17 protein-coding genes and 1 CRISPR repeat array are annotated in these 22,331 nt (G+C 48.1%); of the genes, 7 read left to right on the top strand and 10 right to left on the bottom strand.

Annotated features, from left to right (window positions below; translation table 11 throughout):
• Nucleotides 1-165: 165 nt before the first annotated feature.
• Nucleotides 166-399 carry a 2-oxoisovalerate dehydrogenase gene (locus PSE7367_RS13525; RefSeq protein WP_156800405.1) on the top strand — a complete coding sequence of 78 codons (234 nt, stop codon included), beginning with the start codon at nt 166-168 and terminating at the stop codon, nt 397-399.
• Nucleotides 400-531: 132 nt separating this feature from the next.
• On the opposite strand, the gene mutS is transcribed toward PSE7367_RS13525, so the two are convergent.
• Complete coding sequence (mutS, locus tag PSE7367_RS13520; RefSeq protein WP_015165923.1) at nt 532-3,249, bottom strand: DNA mismatch repair protein MutS; 2,718 nt, start codon at nt 3,247-3,249, stop codon at nt 532-534.
• 445 nt (nt 3,250-3,694) lie between these two features.
• Between mutS and PSE7367_RS13515 the strand changes: the two genes are divergently transcribed.
• Entirely contained in the window at nt 3,695-4,240 is a 546-nt protein-coding gene (locus PSE7367_RS13515; protein WP_015165922.1) for a DUF937 domain-containing protein, read from the top strand.
• A 46-nt stretch (nt 4,241-4,286) separates the two neighbouring features.
• On the opposite strand, the gene fmt is transcribed toward PSE7367_RS13515, so the two are convergent.
• Entirely contained in the window at nt 4,287-5,237 is a 951-nt protein-coding gene (gene fmt / locus PSE7367_RS13510) for a methionyl-tRNA formyltransferase (RefSeq protein WP_015165921.1), read from the bottom strand.
• A gap of 1 nt (nt 5,238) precedes the next feature.
• Nucleotides 5,239-6,312 carry a magnesium chelatase ATPase subunit I gene (bchI, locus tag PSE7367_RS13505; RefSeq protein ID WP_015165920.1) on the bottom strand — a complete coding sequence of 358 codons (1,074 nt, stop codon included), beginning with the start codon at nt 6,310-6,312 and terminating at the stop codon, nt 5,239-5,241.
• A 385-nt stretch (nt 6,313-6,697) separates the two neighbouring features.
• Nucleotides 6,698-8,204: direct repeats of the CRISPR family, unit length 37 nt; unit sequence ATTGCAACGCTCCTTTACCCCGCAAGGGGACTGAAAC.
• Nucleotides 8,205-8,317: 113 nt separating this feature from the next.
• Between bchI and PSE7367_RS22100 the strand changes: the two genes are divergently transcribed.
• Together PSE7367_RS22100 and PSE7367_RS13500 are read left to right on the top strand one after the other, a co-directional pair.
• Nucleotides 8,318-8,491 carry a hypothetical protein gene (locus PSE7367_RS22100; RefSeq protein ID WP_015165919.1) on the top strand — a complete coding sequence of 58 codons (174 nt, stop codon included), beginning with the start codon at nt 8,318-8,320 and terminating at the stop codon, nt 8,489-8,491.
• A gap of 121 nt (nt 8,492-8,612) precedes the next feature.
• Entirely contained in the window at nt 8,613-9,290 is a 678-nt protein-coding gene (locus tag PSE7367_RS13500) for a hypothetical protein (protein WP_015165918.1), read from the top strand.
• 33 nt (nt 9,291-9,323) lie between these two features.
• Here the strand turns inward: PSE7367_RS13500 and PSE7367_RS13495 are convergent, their stop codons facing one another.
• Together PSE7367_RS13495 and PSE7367_RS13490 are read right to left on the bottom strand one after the other, a co-directional pair.
• Nucleotides 9,324-10,226, bottom strand: a complete 903-nt coding sequence (locus PSE7367_RS13495; RefSeq protein ID WP_015165917.1) for a M56 family metallopeptidase — start codon at nt 10,224-10,226, stop codon at nt 9,324-9,326.
• Nucleotides 10,226-10,645: a BlaI/MecI/CopY family transcriptional regulator gene (locus PSE7367_RS13490; RefSeq protein WP_015165916.1), complete on the bottom strand. Its 420-nt coding sequence runs from the start codon at nt 10,643-10,645 to the stop codon at nt 10,226-10,228. Before PSE7367_RS13490 ends, PSE7367_RS13495 begins: the two co-directional genes overlap by 1 nt.
• A 335-nt stretch (nt 10,646-10,980) precedes the next feature.
• Between PSE7367_RS13490 and petJ the strand changes: the two genes are divergently transcribed.
• Nucleotides 10,981-11,292, top strand: coding sequence for a cytochrome c6 PetJ (gene petJ, locus PSE7367_RS13485; RefSeq protein WP_225882657.1), 312 nt, complete (start codon nt 10,981-10,983; stop codon nt 11,290-11,292).
• A 215-nt stretch (nt 11,293-11,507) separates the two neighbouring features.
• On the opposite strand, the gene PSE7367_RS13480 is transcribed toward petJ, so the two are convergent.
• Entirely contained in the window at nt 11,508-12,620 is a 1,113-nt protein-coding gene (locus PSE7367_RS13480) for a glycosyltransferase family 4 protein (protein WP_015165914.1), read from the bottom strand.
• Nucleotides 12,621-12,705: 85 nt separating this feature from the next.
• Nucleotides 12,706-13,584 (bottom strand): Npun_R2479 family HD domain-containing metalloprotein, encoded by an 879-nt coding sequence (locus PSE7367_RS13475; protein ID WP_015165913.1) that lies wholly within the window; start codon nt 13,582-13,584, stop codon nt 12,706-12,708.
• 390 nt (nt 13,585-13,974) lie between these two features.
• On the opposite strand from PSE7367_RS13475, the gene PSE7367_RS13470 reads away from it, so the two are divergent.
• Nucleotides 13,975-14,379, top strand: a complete 405-nt coding sequence (locus PSE7367_RS13470) for a hypothetical protein (RefSeq protein ID WP_015165912.1) — start codon at nt 13,975-13,977, stop codon at nt 14,377-14,379.
• Between the two features lie 65 nt (nt 14,380-14,444).
• On the opposite strand, the gene purD is transcribed toward PSE7367_RS13470, so the two are convergent.
• The 3 genes from purD to PSE7367_RS13455 all read right to left on the bottom strand — a co-directional run bounded on the left by purD (nt 14,445) and on the right by PSE7367_RS13455 (nt 17,130).
• Entirely contained in the window at nt 14,445-15,722 is a 1,278-nt protein-coding gene (gene purD / locus PSE7367_RS13465) for a phosphoribosylamine--glycine ligase (RefSeq protein WP_015165911.1), read from the bottom strand.
• A gap of 134 nt (nt 15,723-15,856) precedes the next feature.
• Entirely contained in the window at nt 15,857-16,465 is a 609-nt protein-coding gene (locus tag PSE7367_RS13460) for a chromophore lyase CpcT/CpeT (protein ID WP_015165910.1), read from the bottom strand.
• Nucleotides 16,466-16,608: 143 nt separating this feature from the next.
• Nucleotides 16,609-17,130, bottom strand: coding sequence for a Tic20 family protein (locus tag PSE7367_RS13455; RefSeq protein ID WP_015165909.1), 522 nt, complete (start codon nt 17,128-17,130; stop codon nt 16,609-16,611).
• Between the two features lie 361 nt (nt 17,131-17,491).
• Between PSE7367_RS13455 and PSE7367_RS13450 the strand changes: the two genes are divergently transcribed.
• Nucleotides 17,492-22,069, top strand: coding sequence for a cobaltochelatase subunit CobN (locus PSE7367_RS13450; protein ID WP_015165908.1), 4,578 nt, complete (start codon nt 17,492-17,494; stop codon nt 22,067-22,069).
• Nucleotides 22,070-22,331: the final 262 nt, after the last annotated feature.

Here is a 22,331-nt window from a genome sequence, read left to right as displayed (position 1 = left end):
ACCCTTTAAGTCTATAGACCCGATCAAAATAATGCTGATGAGGCGATGCAAATGAATCTTGGCACATTACCCAAACCACCCTGCGTTGAATTGAACTTAGCGAGTCCTTTACCTCGCCCCCAATCCCTTAATCAACTAAAAACCTTCACTATCCCCAAACGAATTATGGCTATAGTTTTTACAATCACGGAAAAAATTCGCGGCGGCTATACGGCTAGCGCCATCGGCGAGGCGATCGCCACTGAAGGGAAAGATATCGACGAACTCTATAATAATATTCGCACCTCAACGATCGACTATTTTGGTGCCGAACTTGCTCCGAACACGGCTCGTCTTTATTTCCTGCGCGAAGAGGTACTATATATTTTTCCCGATCGTTTTGATGCCTCTAATAATTAAAAATTAGACCTTTGCTGATGCGGCTATAAAACATCTATGCAAGGTGCAAACCGATTGCTAAGACGTAATAGGATTCTCAGGCGATCTCTGATAATAATGACTGCAAAGATCTTATATTCTAGGTACTTAAAGCTAGTTATCTGGATCTGTTGCTGAATCTAAATCTAAATCTGGATTTGCTTGATTGTGGGAAGCAGAGCCTTCCATACTAGTCTCAAAAATAGAAAGTTGGCTTTTAGCCTGATTCTTTTTTCCCTTAGTTGCCTTAGCCGAACTACCCCGCCGTAATCCAGTGGCAATGTGGCTATTGCGAGCGATCTGCTCCAAGACTTGCTTAGCACGAGCAATCACCGCCGGGGGCAAACCAGCCAATCGCCCCACCTCGATCCCATAGGAGCGATCGGCTCCACCGGGTTGCACCTGATGCAGAAAGATGATCTCGTCTTCCAGCTCTTTGACCGTCACCTGGAAATTAGTCACATTCGTTAACAAACTCGCCAGTTCATTTAATTCATGGTAATGGGTAGCAAAAATTGCCCTGGCCTGGATTTGCTTGGCAATATGTTCCGCTACCGACCAGGCGATCGCCATGCCATCAAAGGTGGAAGTGCCACGACCAATCTCATCGAGCAACACCAGGGAATGATCCTGGGCATGGTTGAGAATGTTCGCAGTTTCGTTCATTTCCACCATAAAGGTAGATTGTCCGGTGGCCAGATCATCGACCGCGCCTACCCTGGTGAAGATCCGATCGCTAATGCCCAGGGTTGCCGATTGGGCTGGTACAAAGCTACCCACCTGAGCCATGAGTTGAATTAAGCCCACTTGGCGCAAATAGATACTTTTGCCACTCATATTCGGGCCAGTGAGAATAATTAAATCGGGCGCTTGGGTGCAACCTAGCCGAGCAGAATTGGGCACAAAAAAACCAGACGGCAGCGATTGCTCCACCACAGGATGACGACCGTTCTGAATATTAATGGTGCGATCGCTAGTAATCTCTGGACGGCAATAGTCGTATTTATTTGCAACTTCCGCCAAACTTGCCAGGGCATCAGCCGCAGCTAAATCTCTAGCCACCGATCGCATTGCCGTAATATGAGTTGCCGCCTGGGATCGCAACTGCACAAACAAGTCATATTCCAGTTGATTTATCTCCGCTTTGGCATTGAGAATGCGGGCTTCTCGTTCCTTTAGTTCTGGAGTAATAAACCGTTCCTCATTGGTGAGGGTTTGCTTGCGAATATAATCATCTGGTGCTTGATCACTTTTGCCCCGTGAAATACTTAAGTAATAGCCGAATGCTTTGTTATAGCCGACTTTGAGTGTATTAATGCCAGTGCGTTCCCGTTCTGTTTTTTCCAGGGTAGCCAGCCATTCCACATCCGCAGCGGACTGTTGCCGAATTTGATCGATCTGGGGGCTCACCCCATCCCGAATGATATTCCCTTCGGTGAGATAAATTGGTGGCGAGTCAATCAGGGTATCACTGAGGAAGTTCGCTAGTTCAGCTAACTCCAACGGTGGCGATTGTAATGTTTTGAGATAGGGGGATTCCGCCTTAGCCAGCAGATCGGCCACATCAGTAAGCTTGCTGAGTGAATCGGCCAGGGCAACTAAATCCCGCGCATTTGCAGTCCCAGCACCAATCCGACTGCATAATCTTTCAATGTCGTAGATTTCATGGAGCAAAGCCCGCAGGTTCTTGCGCAGGTTATGATGCTGGAACAGTTCTGCCACCGTATCAGCCCGATCGCTAATTTGCTGGGTATCCTTGAGGGGTTGCAAAAGCCACCGCCGCAGCGCCCTGGAGCCCATTGAAGTAGAGGTGCAGTCCAGCGCCCAGAGTAAAGAACCAGCCAGCGTGCCATCTCGCACCGTTTGGGTGATTTCCAGATTGCGCCTGGTCTGATGATCGAGAATTAGATAGTCAGTGACGGTGTAGGTGGTGAGATTATGAAGTGGTGCTTTTAAATCTTTCTGGGTGGAATCGAGGTATTCCAACAGGCCCCCGGCGGCACGAATCGCCAATGACAAGGAGGCACAACCAAACCCCTCTAGCGATCGCACCTTATAGGTGGTCATAATTTTCTGCTTTGCTTCCACGAGTAAAAAAGATGTTTGCGATCGCAGCGTGTAGCAAAGAAAATCGGGTAGTTCAGGGGGGATCGCATCCAGTTGGGGCGATCGTTTTTTATCGTCGTAGTTACTGTAGCTGTCGAATAAATTTGGATTGGGGGCATCGGTGGGGAATAAAACTTCGGCCGGTTGGAGGCGGAGTAATTCCTGGACTAGCTGTTCTGTGTTGGCAAGCTGGGTGGTCATGAATTCGCCGGTGGAAATATCGGCAAACGCCAGTCCCCATTTTTTATTACCTTTACTATTCCCATTTGATTTTTGATGACTGGGATCAGCCGCCACGATCGCTGCCAGGAAGTTATTCTGCTTCGCCGCCAGCATTCCTGCTTCGATTACAGTACCCGGCGTAAGCACTCTGGTAACTTCGCGTTTGACCAAGCCTTGCGCTTGCGCGGCGGTTTCTACCTGGTCACAAATGGCGATCGAGAAACCCTTGGCTACTAATTGTCTGGCGTAGCGATCGAGGGCATGATGGGGAATCCCAGCCATCGGAATTCGCCCCAGGGTTTTACCACCATCTCTGCCTGTGAGCACCAGTTCCAACTCCCGCGAGACCAGTTGGGCATCCTCAAAGAAGGTCTCAAAAAAATCGCCCATTCGATAAAGCAACACCGCATGGGAATAGCGATCTTTTACTCCCATATAATGTTGCAGCATGGGGGTGAGGGCATTGCGATCGATCTGGCTGGAGTTGAGCGCGAGGTTGGTCATTGCGGTTAGTCGATGGATCTAGTGATCTAATATTCAATCCTATCCCTATTTTTGGTGATTTAGGACTGATTTAAAGTTAATGCTGCTGCTGGCCTTTGCAGTCAGCGATCGTAATTTTTATGAGGCAATCCGAGTTTGACAAATTTTTATGATTTCCAACTTGTCACCCCGACGATCGTCTAAGAACCTTATTCTTGGGTTAGGAGCGTTTGTAATCGAATAGATATTTACAGAAGTGCTTTGAATGCCGCAAAGTTATCTCTGCTTTTCGTGGCGGAATATTACAAACGCAAAAACCTAATTAGAGCTGAGTAGATATACTGAAATAGTATTGATTTAGATCGCGGCTTAAATTGATGGTTTAGCGATCGGTTTAATCTATAGATCTACGTAAAATAACTCTAAAAAACTTGTTATCTATTAAGACAGGAGAAAGACTAATAATATGGGACTTTTTGACCAGGTGGTAGGTGCGCTCAACAATCCAGAGCAACAGGCAAGCCAAAGCCAGCTCGGCAGTATTCTTAATACGGTGCAGAGTTTGACTGGTGGGGCTGCTGGTAATGATGCCAACCAATCGACCCAGCAATTATTGATGTCGGTGGTGGGTAAGCATGTGCGATCGTCATTAAAGCAAAAGCGATCGGCGCAAGGACAGCAACAGGTCGAAGAAATCGTGAATCGCTTTGCCAGCACCAATGCCAACCCCGAAGCGGTGCAATCGGTAATGTCGGAGCGAGAGCAACAACAAACTGCCCAGGAAGTCGCCCAAAAAACTGGATTGAGTATGGAAATAGTGCAATCGATGCTACCAACCCTGGTGCCAGTGGTGCTGAATTTCTTGCAAACGGGAGCCAAGAAGCCGGAAGCTGCTAGTGGTGCAACCGCCAGCAATTCGGTGCTCAATTCCTTCCTGGATTCCGATGGGGATGGCGATGTGGATCTTGGGGATGCAATGGCAATGGCCAGCAGATTCATGCAATCGAAATAAAGATCCTTCTCTGCTTTGCTAAATTGCTAAAGCTGTAAGCAGTTAATCAGGCTGGTGGAAATAGCAATTGCCCAACCTCCAGCCTTGCGCCGTTGGCAAAATCCCAGCCGGATTGGGGGCGCTTGCCAGCGGGTTGTAATTTGGTAATCAACAGTGGTTCAGTGCTGGTTTGAATCGCAAAGCCAGATTTTTTGACCAGTTGGGCGATCGCGCCGATTTCTACCTTAGCCTGCTCATTAAGCTCTGCTGGCTTTAATAATTGCGTTTCCAGAATTTTCAGCCGTTGGCCTTGATAGTCAGTAAAACAATTGGGATAGAAGCCGCGCACTTTGTTGTGAATCTCGATCGCGGCACTTTGCCAATCAATCTGCCAGTCTTCCTTGCCAATCATCGGTGCATAGGAATTCTGGCTATGATCCTGGGGTTGAGGTTTAATAGTCTCGATCTGTTGCAGCGTATCGATCAGCAGGTTTGCACCCAATTCCGCCAATTTGGGTGAGAGCGTCTCGGCATTGTCTGCCGCTTCGATCGCCAGATCTGCGATCAGCAACATATCGCCCGTGTCGATCCCTTTGTCCATTTGCATTGTGGTGATGCCCGTGACCTGTTCACCATTAGCGATCGCCCATTGCACCGGGGCACAACCGCGATATTTGGGCAACAAAGATCCATGCACATTAATACAGCCATACTTCGGCATGTCCAGAATTTGCTGTGACAAAATTTGCCCATAGGCCACCACCACAAACACATCTGCTTGCAGGGCTTCCAGCTCCGCCAGAGTTGCTTGATCTCGTTTCAGGCGATTGGGCTGCCAAACTTTTAGAGCATGTTCGATCGCCACCTGCTTCACTGGCGAGGGGGTCATTTTTTTACCGCGTCCCCGTCTGGCATCGGGTTGCGTCACCACCCCCAATACCTCAAAATCGGCGGCATTGAGCAAATGTTGGAGCGTGGGCACGGCAAAGTCAGGCGTACCAAAGAAGACAACCCGCATTTTATTCTGCTTCCGCTAAGCCAAAGACCTCAGCGAAGACCTTCTGCACCTTATAGCCAGAATCGATCGATTCGAGCGGGTCTTTCCGCAGGCGATGCCGCAAACAGAGCGTGATCACCCGTTTAATTTCATCCACATCCACCTCTGACTTACCCTCAAACGCAGCCAGAGCCTTCGCAGCGCGATTGGTAACAATATCACCGCGCAACCCGTCTACGTCTAGCTGGGCACAAACCTGGGAAATGTGCAGGCGCAACTCATGGGGAATGCCTACGGCGTTGAGGTTTTCCTGGGCGGTGACGATCTTCTTTTGTAAATCAACCTGCTCGGTTTGGTAGTGATCGATAAACTCATGGGGTTCCCGATCGAACTCGGTGCGTTGTTCTACGATCTTGACCCGCAGTTCTGGTTCTTTGACGGTGCGGATCTCGGCGTGCATCCCGAACCGATCGAGCAGTTGGGGCCTGAGCTCGCCTTCTTCGGGGTTGCCAGAGCCCACCAGCACAAACCTGGCCGGGTGGCGGATCGAGATGCCTTCACGCTCAACGGTGTTCCAACCGGAGGCGGCGGAATCCAGCAGCACATCAACCAGGTGATCGTCGAGCAGGTTTACTTCGTCGATGTATAAAATGCCGCGATTTGCTTTGGCGAGCAGCCCGGGCTCGAAGGCTTTGACCCCTTCGGTGAGGGCTTTTTCAATGTCGATCGTGCCGCAGACGCGATCTTCGGTGGCTCCCAAAGGCAGATCGACCATCAATACTTGCTTGGCGGCGATCGGTAGTTGCTCTCCCTGGGCGAGCCGTTGCCGTACTTCGTCGCTTTGCAGGTCGGCATCGACTGGATCGCTGCTGAAGGGATCGTCGGCGACAATTTGGATTTCTGGGAGCAGGTTGGCGAGGGCGCGGATCGTGGTGGATTTGCCCGTGCCGCGATCGCCCATGATCATTACGCCGCCGATCTTGGGATCGATCACGTTGAGGATCAAGGCTAGCTTCATTTCTTCCTGCCCAACAATGGCGCTGAAGGGGAAGACAGGACGTTTTTGGGTTAGGGGCTTGGCTTGGGTTACGGTCAAGGTTGGAACAACGGTAAACTTCTATTCAACTTTAGCAATATAGCTTAAAACATTGCCGATTATCTTAAATTCCATAATGTTTCAATGGCGCGATCGGGTTTGTTTTAGTTGTTTGAAGTTTTGTGTTGGGGTGGGTTGTTATATTTCTTAAGGTGCGATCGCTGGACAAACTGTGGTGAAATTGGTTATTTTTAATTCAGGTTCCGCGCGAACCTATAGTGAACCTTGAAAACCCCATAGTTTCGCGTTTGGTCTCGATCGCTTTTTCAGTAGGCGATTGAGGATTTCGACCTCTTTTCTTGTTGTGCTGTTGTACTAACATTTTAAGGGGTTCGCGCAGGTAGCGCCTGGAAGTCTTTCTGGGTCTTGGTTTCAGATACCTGCGATTGCAACGCTCCTTTACCCCGCAAGGGGACTGAAACCATGCATTGATTGTCCTAGGTATGCAGGCATGGGCTGGATTGCAACGCTCCTTTACCCCGCAAGGGGACTGAAACCCAGGGCATCCGCTGTAACTTGCCCCACATGCCTCTAATTGCAACGCTCCTTTACCCCGCAAGGGGACTGAAACATAATTTTGTGCAGTTCGTGCAGTTGGCTTGTAACATTGCAACGCTCCTTTACCCCGCAAGGGGACTGAAACTTTTACAACTCTACCCGCACCGCTCCCAGCCCTGGATATTGCAACGCTCCTTTACCCCGCAAGGGGACTGAAACAAACACCAAAGGAGGGTAGTTAATCATGCCTCGATCATTATTGCAACGCTCCTTTACCCCGCAAGGGGACTGAAACTCAGTGTGGTTGAGTTATTGTGTAAGGCATCAGTCGATTGCAACGCTCCTTTACCCCGCAAGGGGACTGAAACAGGCAAAACATAGTTAAGGCGTTGCGCAAGGCGATCGGATTGCAACGCTCCTTTACCCCGCAAGGGGACTGAAACATTAAGCTGTTTGGCTCCAATCTGGCGGTGGCAAAATTGCAACGCTCCTTTACCCCGCAAGGGGACTGAAACAATCCAGGCCAATAAGGATAAGAATTGGCAGCGAATTGCAACGCTCCTTTACCCCGCAAGGGGACTGAAACCTTTAACTCGCATTAGGGCGATCTCTTGCGAATCGTATTGCAACGCTCCTTTACCCCGCAAGGGGACTGAAACATATGGCTTTTACCTTAAGCGACTTACAGGCATTTATTGCAACGCTCCTTTACCCCGCAAGGGGACTGAAACATTCACCTCCCCCAATTCCGCGTCAAATTCTGGAATTGCAACGCTCCTTTACCCCGCAAGGGGACTGAAACGGCAAAACAAGCAAAGACTTATTTCTGATAGTTGGATTGCAACGCTCCTTTACCCCGCAAGGGGACTGAAACAATGTGGCCTCGATCGTTTTAACCCACCACAAGTTGTCTGTGATTGCAACGCTCCTTTACCCCGCAAGGGGACTGAAACCCTTAGTGTCGGGTCAAACAAAAGTGGTGTGCGCTGGGATTGCAACGCTCCTTTACCCCGCAAGGGGACTGAAACACATACCCTGGCGAAGTTCGCTTCTTGATGCGACAATTGCAACGCTCCTTTACCCCGCAAGGGGACTGAAACGCGTAGCTCCTGGAGCAATCTGCCCTTCGCCCCTGATTGCAACGCTCCTTTACCCCGCAAGGGGACTGAAACCCTGGTCTCTGCATCAAGCTGCCCATAATCAAAGGATTGCAACGCTCCTTTACCCCGCAAGGGGACTGAAACCTGATATAGCTTGTTACTGCATCATTCTCTTTGTCCAGGGATTGCAACGCTCCTTTACCCCGCAAGGGGACTGAAACGTCGTTCCGCACGGCCAGTATAAATCCCTGGGTGATATTGCAACGCTCCTTTACCCCGCAAGGGGACTGAAACCTTGCCAGAGCTAGTTGGCTTTTATCAAAAGCTGGGCTTTGAGGTAAAAGAGTCTGGAAGTGGAGCAATGGTACTCACACCTGAAGCAGCAAGAGAGTTATTGAATAAGTAATATGGCACTTGATAAAGAAAAGATCGATGAATTCGATGGTTTTGAAATTGGCTTCCAAACCAAAGAGCAGGTTGACGAGTATTTACGGCTAGCAAGACAGCAAGCTGAAGAACTCAAGGAGCAAATCCGCTCTGGAAAGGTGCGGCCTATTCCAAGGAGGCAAAGTGAAAGTTAGCCTCAATCAGAATTGCAACGCTCCTTTACCCCGCAAGGGGACAAACCAACAAAAAACGCAACGATCGCCACGAAAAAGGGCACAATAAACCTAACCAACCCAAGCCCAGGAGTAATAAGCCTTGGTAACCCCGCCGCCGATCGAGCCAGACGACAGCCCCGCAGACAGCATAGCGATCAGCGATCGCCCCCTCCCCAAAATCGGCCTGGTTTTCCTGGTTTTATGGGTGATCGCCAACATCTTCACCACCAGCATCAGCGGCCAAAACAGCATCGCCGTCGGCAAACTCTTCAGCGAGCCGATCGGTGTATTTATTAGCTATGGCTTCATCGGCGCGATCGTCGGTGCTGGCCAATGGCTGCTACTGCGGAAAGTCGTGAAGCGATCGAAATGGTGGATTCCCCTCACCGCCCTGGCCGAAACCGCCGTTGCCCCCTTTAGTTTGACGATCGCCTTCAAGCTCAGCCTCGCCACCGGCGCATTGATCGACCTGATCGCCGTTTCTGCGATTATTCGCGGAGCCTCAGTGGGTCTATTTCAATGGACAATGCTATATGGACAATTTCCCCGTGCCGCCACCTGGATCGTGGCCGTGGCCGCCAGCCGTTGCATCAGCGCCTTGATTGGCACCAGCGCGATCGTGACCCAATCGATCGATTACAAAACCGTTTATATTCTCACCAATGCGATCAGTGGTCTGTTGTCAGGTTTGATCCTGGTGTGGTTATTGCAAGCCCGATCGCCACAGCCCAAAGTAGCTGACGACATTAAGGGCGATCGTCAGGATCTTAATGCATAGCTTTTAAATTTTTATTTTTAAAGAAGATAAACCCTAGCTCAAATGCAGCGGCAACGAAAGAAACGGCAGCAAAACCGCGATCAACCAGGTTAAATACCAGGGCTTTGGTCTAGGGATCGGTTCAGCCTCAGCCAGCAACGCATCGATCCGTTCGGCTAATCGATCGCCCTGTTCTCCTTCTTTCCACTGATTCAGGCCAACGCCATAATCTAATTCCGAAAAATTATCTGGTGCGATCGCACTGGTCACCGTCATCAATAATGATTCTGCCAGAAGCAGCGGATCGACCTGTTGGGCAGCCCAGCGATCGGCGCGTAGCTCTCGCAACAACAGCAATTCCTGCCATAATGCTTCCGTATTTGGTAGCCAGAATGTCGCCTGTCGCAACCAACCCAACCAGAAAAACCAGAACGTATCGTGGTAGTGGTAATGGGCTTGTTCGTGGCATAAAACTGCCTGGAGGCGATCGGGCGTAAACTCAGTTAACATGCCTCGACTGATCACTAATTCCGGTTGCCACAATCCCACCTGCGCTGCAAACAGGGTTGGCACTTCCAAGACCCTGGCCGATTTACCATCTAGCTCGATTTTGTTGTAGGTTGCAATCTGCCTGGTTGAATTGCGGATCGAAATGAATAATTGCAACCCGATCAAGACCAGGTAAATGCAAATGCCAACCGCGATCGCACAGCCGGATTTACTCGCAGGCAGCCCCACCATCAATCCATGATGCCCCATGCAAAGCACCGCCAGGGAGGTGGTTAACACCAGCAAGGGCGGGAAGGTGAGCAAAAACAACGATCGCCACCAGCGTTGATGCCAGTCATGGGTAACATTTTGATTGGATATTTGGCGATTACTGCCTAACCAAAGCGGCGTGGCTTGGCGCAGCCCCCAGGCAAAGGCGATCGCACTCAAAATCATCACTAAATGCATTATTCTGCCTCCCGATCCTGTCGTGCCTGTTGTAGCCGCTGGGCGATCGCATCGATCTTGTCCAGGCTGGCGCGATCGAGTTGATCGGCAAATGCCGCCACAATATCCGCATTTCCCACCTGCAAGAAATTATTGAGATGTTCATAGGCTTGCAGCGATCGCGCTTCCTGACGCGACACCAAAGGATGCCACAGGATCGCCCTGCCTTTTTTGCTCATGCTCAGCCAGCCTTTATTAGCCAAGCGATTTAGCACCGTGGAAACCGAAGCATAGGCCAGTTCCCGATCGGGATCGCTCAAGATCCGATCGTGAATGTCTTTTGCGGTGGCGGAGCCCAGATCCCAAATTATGCCGAGAATTTCTGCTTCTAATCTGCCCAGGCTAAGTTTTTTGGGAGTGCGATCGGGTAGGGGACTCATGAATTATGGTTTGACTCAAAAAAGAAACAATCAAAAAAAAATCTAGTGCCGTGATATCAATAGCAATCTACTTTGACATATTGACATATTGTAGCGCTGCTCGAATTAATCTGCTCTTTTCTTATTTGTCCTTTCTTGCCTGCCTTTTCTTGCTTAGTTTTTAAGCGTTCTTAAGCATTCCTAAGCCACTACCAAACAGCAGCTACGGAACCATCAACAAGTTGCAAAGTCTGACGGCTGGTCTTTTGACATAGGGCGATCGGCTGTACCACACTATCTAGCAGAGAGAAATCAGGAGGCTTGAATTGAGGAAGTTACTATTAAGCGCATTAGGTGTGCTGATATGTTTATTCACCTGTTCGATCGTATTTGTGCAGCCGAGCTATGCGGCTGATGCGGCTAATGGGGCGAAGCTATTCAGCGTTAATTGTGCCAGTTGTCATGCCAAAGGGCGCAACCTGGTGATCAAAAACAAAACCTTGCAAAAGGATGCCCTGGAAACCTATGGCATGTATTCCATCGAAAAGATTGTCTATCAAATTGGTCACGGCAAAAACGCAATGCCAGCGTTCCGAAAGCTGAGCGATCAACAAATGGAAGACATTGCCACCTATGTGTTGCAACAGGCTGATAATGGCTGGAGCTGAGCATAACAAGCATAATAAGCACGAATAAATGCGAATAAGACTGCCTTAATTCAATCTGTTTTGGTTTCATATTCACAAATTCATAAATTCACTAATTATCAGGGGCTTTTCCCGTCTACGATTCAGGTCGAGGATAGGTTGGCTCTTTTTTATTGACGCTTTAATGTGAATGCAAACGTGATGATCTAAGCTCAAAGAGTCTCAGTGCTTAATTTTCATCGAACTGGGTTTCCTAATAAATCTGCATAAACCCGATCGGTCTTTGCGATCATTATCTCCGTGGTGAAGTTGGTTTGATAACGCTGATAGCTGTTGTGGCTAAATTCTTTTCTAAGCAGAGGATCATTAATTAAAATCGCCAACTTTTCTGCCACTGCTGCTGCATCACCCGCAACCACCACAAAACCATTATGCCCATCGATCACCTGTTCGGGGATGCCACCTACCTTTGTACCCACGATCGGCTTTTGCAAGGCCATCGCCTCCAGGAACGCCAGGCTAAAAGCTTCTTGCAAGGAAGGCAGCGCAAAGACATCAAACAAACTCACCAGATCGGCTAAGTTATCCACAAAGCCAGTAAAGACCACCCGATCGCCCACGCCCAGATCGATCGCCATTTGCTTCAGCTCAGCTTCTAAATACCCCTCTCCAGCGATCGCCAACCGCAATTGATCATGCTCTTGCGCCAACTGGGCAAAGGCCGCGATCAAGAACTCTAAACCCTTAGCGGGATTAAGGCGTGCCGCCGTACCAATAATTAAATGTTGCTCAGGGTCTAAACCATACTGCGTGGCTAAAGCTTGAGCAGCGATCGGATCAACTTTCGGCTCAGCCACGCCATTGTGAATCAGGCTTAACTTATGGGGATTAGTTTTAAGTTGCAAGAGGTTCTCTAAATCCGCTTTGCAAACCGCGATCGCGCGATCGGCAAATAAATTAATAAACTTACTGGCCAACCAATAGCTCACCTGGGCTTGATCGCCATGATAGCCATGCACCGTAAACACGATCGGCACACCGGGCAAAAACAATCGCACCAGTAACATCAATTCATGGGCGGCATGGACATGCACCAGATCGATCGGTTTTTCCTGGTGGATTTGTTTAATGTGGCGACGAAATTTGGTTAAACCCTGCCAGAGATTACGCTCCAGGCGATCGAATTTGTAATGTTTTACGCCAGCCGCTGCAAATAGCTCTGTGCCAGTGTCATCGGGTGCGAGCAGGGTTGCCTGTTGCGATTGTTGGAAATGCTTAATCAAACTCAGTGCTTGCCGTTCGGTTCCGGCCTTTTCCAGGTAGGGCAGCACATAGAGGATATGTTTCACTTTTTCCTATAAGACTATTAGCTATCAATCGATCGGTGATGAATGTTACGCAGGATATGGCGATCAGATGCAAATCAGACCAAAACTATTGATAATTAGCAGCGGTTGGGATCGCCCTGATTGAGGCATCAAAATCCGGTTTTTCATGCTCCACCACAAACACATTGGAATAGAGATGAGCGATCACCTGTTGCCCCTGTTGGGTCAGCGATAGGTAATAGAGGGCATCCTTCACATAGGGATAAACACTAGTCCAATAGAACTTGGGATAATTGCGTCGCAGATCGCCAGGGTTGTTATACCCCAAAGCCTTATTTACACCGGTTTCTTCAAACTCATAATAGAGTGCACCAATTTTTTTGAGGTAGCGTGGATCACTGAGTTGGCCAATCAGATCGGCAGCCCGCACTAATCCAGGTGGCGCGATCGTATCCTGGTGATCGCCCGTTTTGGGCACTGGAAAGCGAGTTAGCTCGATGTTATGGCAAATTACTTCAGCCTGGATCAGGCCATGCCCACCAAACCGTTCCGCCACAAATAACTTGGCGCGATCGACATGATAGGGCGTTAATCCCGCATCAGAAGCACCGGGCGGTAACTCTACCTGGCTGCCATCTAGACCTGTGGCATATTTACCATCCCGATCCTGCCGACATACCCCCTTCACATAGCCAATGTCATGGCAAACCAGTGAAATAATGTAGTGTAACCAATCTTCCGGTGAAATGCCCCCTTCGCGGATGTGCTTGCCCCGCAGAATCTCTTGCCCCACCAGGGTTACCAGGATTGTATGCTCGACATTATGATAAAGCGCATCGCTATTGGCAATATTTTCCAAGGCCATGTTGCCTGCCCAACCAATAATATCTTCATAGTTGGTTTTTAAGCCGCCATAGGTGCGACGATAACCAGCTTTGAGCTTTTCGACAAAAGCATTGATCAAAATTTCGGTGGTGTTTAACATGGTTTGGTTTAAATTCTCTGACGGTCTATTCAGCTTATTTATGTTTGGGGTAACCAAATCAAGTTACATTGATTGGTTTAATTAACTAGTTTAGCAAGTGGATTTCGACCAATCTGCAAAACTATCTAAATAATTTAAGCTCTTCCAAGCACAATCTGTTTATGATAACGATCGGCTTGAGCAGGTTGCTCGCATACTGGATAAATTGGCAGATGAGATTGTGCTCGATTGGTTGAATAGCTTCCTCAGTTCAAGCAATTCCTATATCTAGAAATGTAAGAATAATTAATTAGATGTGTTCGACGATCGAGTCTAAATATAATATTTAGCAAGCATTAATATTTGCTTTTTCTTCTGATAGCAAAAGATGTCTAAATAAAAAATTAAATCATGAAGCCAGTACATAGGTGGAAGAAAAATATTTACCAAACTATTGAGGAGATAGCCAGTAAGGAATATCAAGAAAAAGCCTGGCTGGGAAAATTAGAAGGGGTTATGTCTTCGCCTGATGAGCTCATGCTCAATTTGCTTGAGGACTTCTATTTCGATGAATTCCTTGATAGTGAAGAGATTGGTCTTAATGATCAGCAGAAACAAGCTGGCAAATACTTGTTGAAAAAGGTAGACGAATATTACGATAATTCACCTATATTTCCAATCCCAGAGGAAGTGCTCTCTGATCCAGGCTGGCATGAAATTCGCAACATGGCAAAGAACGTCCTGCATATATGCCAAGTTCAAGGTCACTATTTCTCAATTAGTGATTATGTTGCTCATAAAAAAGATATTTCTTAACGCAAAGTTAGTCAAACCTGCCTGGTTTAACTGCCAAACATAATAATTCCAGGCACAATAGAAGTCTAATTTGCAATCGCCCGATGGCCAATATCATGGCGGTAGGTTGCCCCCTCAAAATTGATATAAGCCAATGACACATAGGCATTATCGATCGCCGCTTGGATACTCTCACCGATCGCAGTTACGCCCAGCACCCGCCCCCCAGCAGTGACCAGGGTCGAAGTTTTCAGCTTTGTCCCGGCATGAAACACGATCGCGCCATGTTCTTTTGCTTTGCCAATGCCGGTAATTGGTTTTCCGGTTTCATACTTACCTGGATAACCTCCCGAAGCAAGCACCACGCACACTGCCGCCCCATCTTTCCATTCGATCGCTGGCATTTGCTCCAGCCTTTTTTCAATGCAGGCCAGCATTAGATCTGCCAATGGAGTTTCCAAGAGTGGCAAGATTACCTGGGTTTCCGGATCACCAAACCGACAATTGAACTCAATCACCTTCGGTTCACCCGCAGGCGTAATCATCAGTCCTGCATACAAACAGCCACAATAATCAATTTTGCGTTTCTGCAAAGCGGCGATCGCTGGTTCCAGCACTTGCGTTTGAATCTTTCGCTGAATTTCTGGCGTGACGATCGGCGCAGGGGCATAGGCTCCCATGCCGCCTGTATTCGGCCCCGTATCCCCCACGCCAATTCGTTTATGATCCTGTGCAGGCAATAGGGCACGAATTGTTTTACCGTCGGTGATCGCCAAGACTGAAGCTTCCTGGCCTTGCAAGCATTCTTCGATCAGCAGTGTCTCACCCGCATCACCAAACTTACCACCCAAGGCCTCATCGATCGCCTGGTTGGCTTCCGCAAACGTGGTTGCTACGGTCACCCCCTTACCACTGGCCAATCCGTCTGCTTTAATTACGATCGGTACGCCTTGGGCTTGGACATATTCTCTAGCTGCGATCGGATCGGTGAATACCTCGCTGGCCGCCGTGGGGATGCCCGCCTCAACCATAAGATCCTTCGCCCAGGACTTACTTGCCTCAATTTGCGCACCCTGCTTGGTGGGGCCAAAGATGGGCATTTCGCCAGCCTGGAAAAAGTCCACCACACCATCAGCTAATGGTGCTTCAGGCCCCACTACGGTTAGCTGCACTCCTTGCACCTGGGCAAACCGTAAAATCCCTTCAAAATCATCCTGATTCAAGGCCACATTGCGGCATTTCTCGATCGTAGCCGTGCCCGCATTCCCAGGAATACAAAAAATTTGCTTTACCTGTGCCGATTGGGCAAACTGCCAAGCCAGGGCATGTTCTCTGCCACCACTGCCAATTACGATGATTTTCAAGGCAACACCTGCTAATAAATCATGGATAGAGCTAAAGAGCTAAGCCATATCAGCTACGTTAGCTAAATTAGTTAAAGGTTGGTTTAGGGCTTGTATGTTGAGTATGCATAAGCCTCTGGGAGTCAGCGACTTGATTAGATCGCCTTAACCTCGTCGGCAAAGCTAGCTTGTTTGACAAACTCAAAGGGGCCAGCGATCGTGCCCCACACTCGCTCATCGGTTTCTGGATCATAGCCGCGATCGAGGGTGGTTAAATTAGTCTGGTTTAATTCAAATTCATGCACCAGATAGGTATCCTGGTTCTTGCGATGGACATTGCATTTTTTGCCAGGCTCAATTTTGCCCACGAATGAGCCGGTGGGGGTGCGATCGACCAGGATATTGCAACCAGGTAGTTTGACCACTGATGCTGCGGTAATTGCCGCCAATCGTTCCGGCTGCCGGGCTGCACCATAGAAAGACTCTTCGTCATTAAGTTTGTGGTTTTCAATCTCAATCCGATCGGCTGCCAAAACCAAATGCAAGACCGCGATCCGATAGGGGCGATCGATCTGAAAATCATAGGCCTGCTCGGAATATAGCCAAATACCATGATCGGAGAGCTGATTTGGCAGAGGACGAATACAAACCCTGATGTGCGCAAACAGGGGCGGATTGGCGATCGCTTGATCCCAGTTACTATAATCGCCAGTCATCCACTGGGCAAAGGTCAGAATATCGGCTTGGGTGAAGGTTGCGGTCATGCTTGATTGTTGTTAATTCAAATATGCATTCAAAATATGCGTTCAAATATGCATTCAAATATGCTAAATGCTAGCGTACCGAAAAAGTTGCTTCTATGACAATAACTATTGTTTGGATCTAATTGGCTCTGATTAGCCTTTATTTAAACCCTGGTGAGATAGTAGGCCGCATCGGAAATGATTGGTATTTCACCATAGCGACCGCGAATTGCCTGGACGATCGCATAGACCACCGCAGCAGTGGCTCCAATCAAAATCATGCTGGAAATTGTTTGATCAATGAAGCCAAAAAATGGAAAAACGCCGATCGTAGCTCTTAAAAGGCCAAGTAGCAGTCCACCCAGAATAGCTGCGATCTCAATTAAAAGTGCCTGTCCACCATTGAAACGAATAAAATGTAGCAATCGCTGATTACGAACCACGGTGGCAAAGATCACAAAAAATACTACAAACCCTAGAGTCAATGGAAATAGGCTGCCAGGTATGAGCGGAAACCGCATAATATTTAGCTCTATCCACAAAAAAGGTAGATAGGGAATTATCAGAGCTGGAATCTGGCGGAACAAATGCTCTAAGCCAAAAACTGATGCGGTTGCCAATGGCAAAATATATAATAAGCAACTATAAAATCGATCGAGTGCTCCTGAGCGTCCACGCCAAGTCATAAATATTTTTCCTGTTGACTTTTTGACTTTAGTATTTGTTTAGTATTTGCTGGTAAATGATTTTTGATCGTCAGCGACTAGATCGCAATAGATCAATGCTAATCCAAGTCTAGATCTCTATGAAATTACCGCATTCCTGCGATCGACTTTTGACGATTTGACTGGATTCTAATCCAGATCGATTAAGATTGAAAACCACCCGATCGCCCTAAAAATAATTTAACTCCTGGAATCTAGGTCGAGTTTTTTTAATATTTTAGGGTCTGGCGATTGTTTTTTAGCTTCAGTTAGTCAGCGATCTGAGTCTCTGATCTGGGTGAATTTATCTCTATTATGCGAATTTATTAAGGTGAATTAATTAATGCATCGTTTAGCCGCAACCCCAGGTGGGTGGTCGCCCGATCGTGAAGGGGTCATTTTCATTGAGCAAAGCCCCGCGCCGATCGTGATCCTCACCGCTGCCGACACTGACATTCAAACCCTGGCGATCGCGGCTGAGCAATTACCAGACAACTTTCCAGAGTTTCGGGTTGCCAACCTGCTCAATTTGCAGCAGGAACTTACGATCGATACCTATGCTGATGATGTACTCAGTCAAGCGCAGGTGGTGGTTTTGCGATTGCTGGGTGGGCGTAGTTATTGGTCCTATGGGTTGGAGGTCTGTAAGCTTTGGGTGGAGGAATATTCTAACCAGGGTTCTGATTTTAAGAATGGCCAGAAGTCTTCGGAGTCTAGTGAGCAGCTTACCCGAAAATTAATTGTTTTGCCTGGTGATAATCAATTTGATCTGGATCTAGTCGATCACTCTAATGTGAGTTTGCAAGTTGCGGAGCGATCGTGGCGCTATTTCCTCAATGGTGGGGTAGATAATATTAAGGCGGGGTTACTTTACATCAGTGATGCCTGTTTAGGGACAAACTATCAACCTGAATCGCCGCAGCCGATCGCTAATATTGGTTTATACAACTATTCAAATTCAATTCAAGGACAGGTTCAGAATTTATCAGCGGATCAATCTCAAAATCCAGCGCTGGATCGATCGCCAGGATCACCGCAATCACTATCCTCTAGCCTGAATCAAAATCAAATAATTGAAGAATCTATTGAGCAAATCTCCGATCGGTTATTTCTTCGATCCGATCGCCATACTCAGTCTCAACCGAACCAGAAAAAATATATTGGCCGAGCCGGGATCTTGTTCTATCGCGCCCATTATTTGGCCGGTAATCTTGCGCCGATTAATGCTCTTTGTGCAGCCCTGATTCAACGCCGAATCGAGCCAGTGCCAGTTTATATTTATTCGCTCCAAGATCCTCATCTGGCCGCCGAACTGGATTATTACTTTAATGGCAATCAATTTAATGGCAATCAATCTGAGCAATTAGAGCAATCGCATGAATCAGGCCAACCTCATCGATCCCAGCGATCCCAGCGATCGAATCAATCCCAGCAGTCCAACCAATCTGAGGGAAAAGCGATCGATATTTTGCTTAACACCACCAGCTTTTCGTTGATCAAACCCAATAAGCTCGATCGGCAAGTAAATTTTGAGCTAGACCAATCCGAACCAGACAAAGGAGCGATCTGGCGATCGTTGAATGTGCCGATTCTGCAAGTAATTTTGGCGGGTTGCAGCAAAGAACAATGGCAAACCCAGAGCATCGGCCTTACCCCCCGCGATCTGGCCATGAATGTAGTTTTGCCGGAAGTGGATGGCCGGATCATTACCAGGGCGATCTCCTTTAAAACCGCCTTGCCCACTAATCAAAAATTAGAAACTAATGTGGTGGTCTATGAGCCTGTCCGCGATCGGGTTGAATTTGTAACTGATCTAGCGGCCAATTGGTTGAAACTGCGCAAAACAGCGGTGGGCGATCGTAAGGTTGCGCTGATCCTGGCCAACTATCCCACTCGCAATGGCAGGCTAGCCAATGGGGTTGGTCTGGATACTCCCGCCAGTTGTATTAATATCCTCCATGCCTTGCAAATCAATGGTTATGGCGTGGGAGATATTCCCGCCGATGGCGATCGCCTGATTGAACTGCTCACCAATGGTGCAACTAATGATCCAGAGAGTGAAGCAAATCCAGTCTATCAATCGCTAGCTGCTAGTGACTATTGCAAGTATTTTGAGCAATTACCGCGATCGCTGCGGGAAAAAGTAATCAAGCGTTGGGGCGAACCGCCAGAAGATCGATCGATTAAAGTTTCTGGCATTCAACTCGGTCATATTTTTATAGGCATTCAACCCGCCCGTGGCTATGACCAAGACCCCAGCCTGAATTATCACTCGCCCGATCTAGAGCCACCCCATGAATATTTTGCCTTTTACTTCTGGCTGCGGCATGTTTTTGGGATCAATGCGATCGTGCATGTGGGTAAGCATGGCAATCTGGAATGGCTGCCGGGTAAGGCGATCGCCCTGAGCAAACATTGCTTCCCGGAGGCGATCTTGGGACCAATGCCACATTTATATCCTTTTATTGTCAATGATCCCGGCGAGGGAACCCAGGCCAAGCGCCGCGCCCAGGCGGTAATTATCGATCACCTTACGCCACCAATGACCCGCGCCGAAACCTATGGCGGTTTGCTCAAGTTGGAACATTTAATCGATGAATATTACCAGGCGCAAACCCTTGATCCACCAAGATTGCCCACGATCCAAGCGCAGATCGCCAAGCTGATCGAGCAGGAAAATCTTAATTATGATCTCGATCTTATGGTTAATGCTGGTGATACTAATAATGCTGAGGTAGCAAGTCCCGTTAATGGCATCAATAACTTAAATAGCAAAAATAAAAATGCAACCGCTAGCGATCAATCCAGGCATAGCGATCGCCAATTTTCCCAACTAACCCAAACAATCTCCCCTGCTGCGATCAAAACTAATCCTGTTGACCAGGCTAGCAAAGCAGCATGGTTGGAGATCATTAATCAGGTTGATGGTTACATCTGCGAACTAAAAGAAGCCCAGATCCGCGATGGTCTGCATATTTTTGGTCAATGTCCCCAGGGCAATCAACTACGGGATTTGATTGTGGCGATCGCCAGGAATCTTGGCGGCACGATCGCAAATAGTAGTTTGGCTCAAGATAATCAAGATATTAAAAAGCCAGATATTGGCAATGGCTCTGGTGAAAAAATACCAGCCGGACTAACCAGAGCGATCGCCCAAAAGTTTAACCTCGACTTCGATCCGCTGGGCGCTGATCTAGCTCAACCATATTCTGACTTACCCAGGCAGTTGCAAGCATATCTAGAGCCGATCGATCAAAATGTTGCTTTGAACTTTGATCCAATCGATATTAATAATTCAATTGATCCTGATTCGTACTATGTCAATCATGATCCAGCTTCCTCAGATCGTAAAGTTAGCTACGATCGCATTGCCGAGATTAGTAATAGTCACAATAGTCATCTCGAGCCTGATAATTCATCAGCTTCTACTCCAGATCACTTATTTAAGCCCTCCAAACAATGCCGCACCATTGGTCAAGCGATCGCCGCGATCGAAAACTATGCCGCTGATTTGGTCACTCAGTTCTTAAATCAAGAATTGGTAGACCATCACTATGCTTATGATTTAATCGCCAGGATTTATGAGTTACTGCAACAAAGCGATCGGGAGATCACCAACCTGCTGCGGGGCTTAAATGGTGAATATGTAGCCAGTGGAGCCAGCGGCGCACCCACCAGGGGCAGACTGGATGCCTTGCCAACCGGAAAGAACTTTTATTCTGTGGATATTCGATCGCTGCCAACCGAAAGTGCCTGGGACATTGGCAGACGCAGCGCCGAAATTTTATTAGAAACCTATTGCCAGGAGCATGGCGAGTATCCGCAAAGTTTGGGCTTGTCGGTGTGGGGAACAGCAACAATGCGCACTGGTGGTGATGATATTGCTGAAGCCCTGGCTCTGATTGGCGTGCAACCAGTTTGGGATGGCATTTCGCGGCGGGTAGTAGATTTTCAGGTAATCCCGCTTAGTTTGCTCGATCGCCCCAGGATTGATGTCACCTTGCGGATCTCTGGCTTTTTCCGAGATGGTTTTGCTAATTTAATTGATCTGTTCCAACGGGCAGTCGAAACCGTTGCCCAACTAGATGAACCCGCCGAGCTGAATCCGATTAAAGCCAGAATCACCAGCGATCGCCAAAACTTTGAACAGCAAGGTATATCGACGGTAGAAGCAGCAGCAATGGCCACCTATCGGGTGTTTGGTTCCAAACCAGGAGCCTATGGTGCAGGCTTGCAGGGCTTGATCGAAAGCCAGAACTGGCAAAATGATGCCGATCTTGCGCGTGCTTACATTAATTGGAGTAGCTATGCCTATAGTGGTTATGGTGAAGCCCATGCGGCGGCAAGCGCCTTTAAACAGCGCCTCGGCCAAATGCAAATAGTTTTGCACAACCAGGACAACCGCGAGCATGATTTATTGGACTCCGATGATTACTATCAATTTCAAGGTGGCATGATTGCGGCAGTGCGATCGCTGCGGGGCAAAAACCCCCAGGCTTATTTTGGTGACCATGCCCAACCAGAGCATCCCCAGGTTAGAAAACTCAGCGCCGAGATCGCCAGGGTCTATCGATCGCGGGTAGTCAATCCCAAATGGCTCAAAGGGGTAATGCGACATGGCTATAAGGGTGCGTTTGAACTGGCCGCCACGGTTGATTATTTATTTGCCTATGATGCTACTGCCAACTGTGTTAGCGACTTTATGTATGCAGGGATTGCCCAAACCTATTTGCTCGATCGGCAGGTACAGCAATTTGTGAATGATAAAAATCCCTGGGCCTTGCGCGACATGGCAGAAAGATTGTTGGAAGCTCACCAGCGCCAGCTTTGGCAGGAGCCTGATCCAACAACTTTGCAGGAGTTGCGATCGTTGGTGCTTTCCAGTGAGGCGCAAATCGAGATGCGCACTAATCCTAATTAAAGAAGGATCGCCAAAAAAATCGATCGCTACACAGCATAGTGAATCAATCAATAATCCAGGCTAAATACCCACAACTATTTTTATGCAATCTCGCTCTCTACTTTGCTGTGAACATGCTAAGGTACTGGGACTATTGCTCTATCTCAATGCCAAATCTAATTAAAGCAGTCTAATCTCGCAAAAAATTTGCATATAATATCCGCACATTTATTTCTATTATTAATTGTGTAGATCCCATTTGCAGGTTGCTTGATTAGGTCAT

Origin of the sequence: Pseudanabaena sp. PCC 7367, assembly GCF_000317065.1 — a bacterium.
GTDB classification, from domain to species: domain Bacteria; phylum Cyanobacteriota; class Cyanobacteriia; order Pseudanabaenales; family Pseudanabaenaceae; genus Thalassoporum; species Thalassoporum mexicanum.
Note: the sequence above shows the minus strand (reverse complement) of the source record. Positions and strands in the feature narration are given on the sequence as shown.

Coding starts and splice junctions, on each gene's coding strand:
- PSE7367_RS22100 (WP_015165919.1), top strand. CDS start 8,318: ATGGCACTTGATAAAGAAAAGATCGATGAATTCGATGGTTTTGAAATT.
- PSE7367_RS13455 (WP_015165909.1), bottom strand. CDS start 17,130: ATGACTTGGCGTGGACGCTCAGGAGCACTCGATCGATTTTATAGTTGC.
- PSE7367_RS13490 (WP_015165916.1), bottom strand. CDS start 10,645: ATGAGTCCCCTACCCGATCGCACTCCCAAAAAACTTAGCCTGGGCAGA.
- mutS (WP_015165923.1), bottom strand. CDS start 3,249: ATGACCAACCTCGCGCTCAACTCCAGCCAGATCGATCGCAATGCCCTC.
- PSE7367_RS13470 (WP_015165912.1), top strand. CDS start 13,975: ATGAAGCCAGTACATAGGTGGAAGAAAAATATTTACCAAACTATTGAG.
- PSE7367_RS13475 (WP_015165913.1), bottom strand. CDS start 13,584: ATGTTAAACACCACCGAAATTTTGATCAATGCTTTTGTCGAAAAGCTC.
- PSE7367_RS13450 (WP_015165908.1), top strand. CDS start 17,492: ATGCATCGTTTAGCCGCAACCCCAGGTGGGTGGTCGCCCGATCGTGAA.
- fmt (WP_015165921.1), bottom strand. CDS start 5,237: ATGCGGGTTGTCTTCTTTGGTACGCCTGACTTTGCCGTGCCCACGCTC.
- PSE7367_RS13525 (WP_156800405.1), top strand. CDS start 166: ATGGCTATAGTTTTTACAATCACGGAAAAAATTCGCGGCGGCTATACG.
- PSE7367_RS13460 (WP_015165910.1), bottom strand. CDS start 16,465: ATGACCGCAACCTTCACCCAAGCCGATATTCTGACCTTTGCCCAGTGG.
- PSE7367_RS13515 (WP_015165922.1), top strand. CDS start 3,695: ATGGGACTTTTTGACCAGGTGGTAGGTGCGCTCAACAATCCAGAGCAA.
- PSE7367_RS13495 (WP_015165917.1), bottom strand. CDS start 10,226: ATGCATTTAGTGATGATTTTGAGTGCGATCGCCTTTGCCTGGGGGCTG.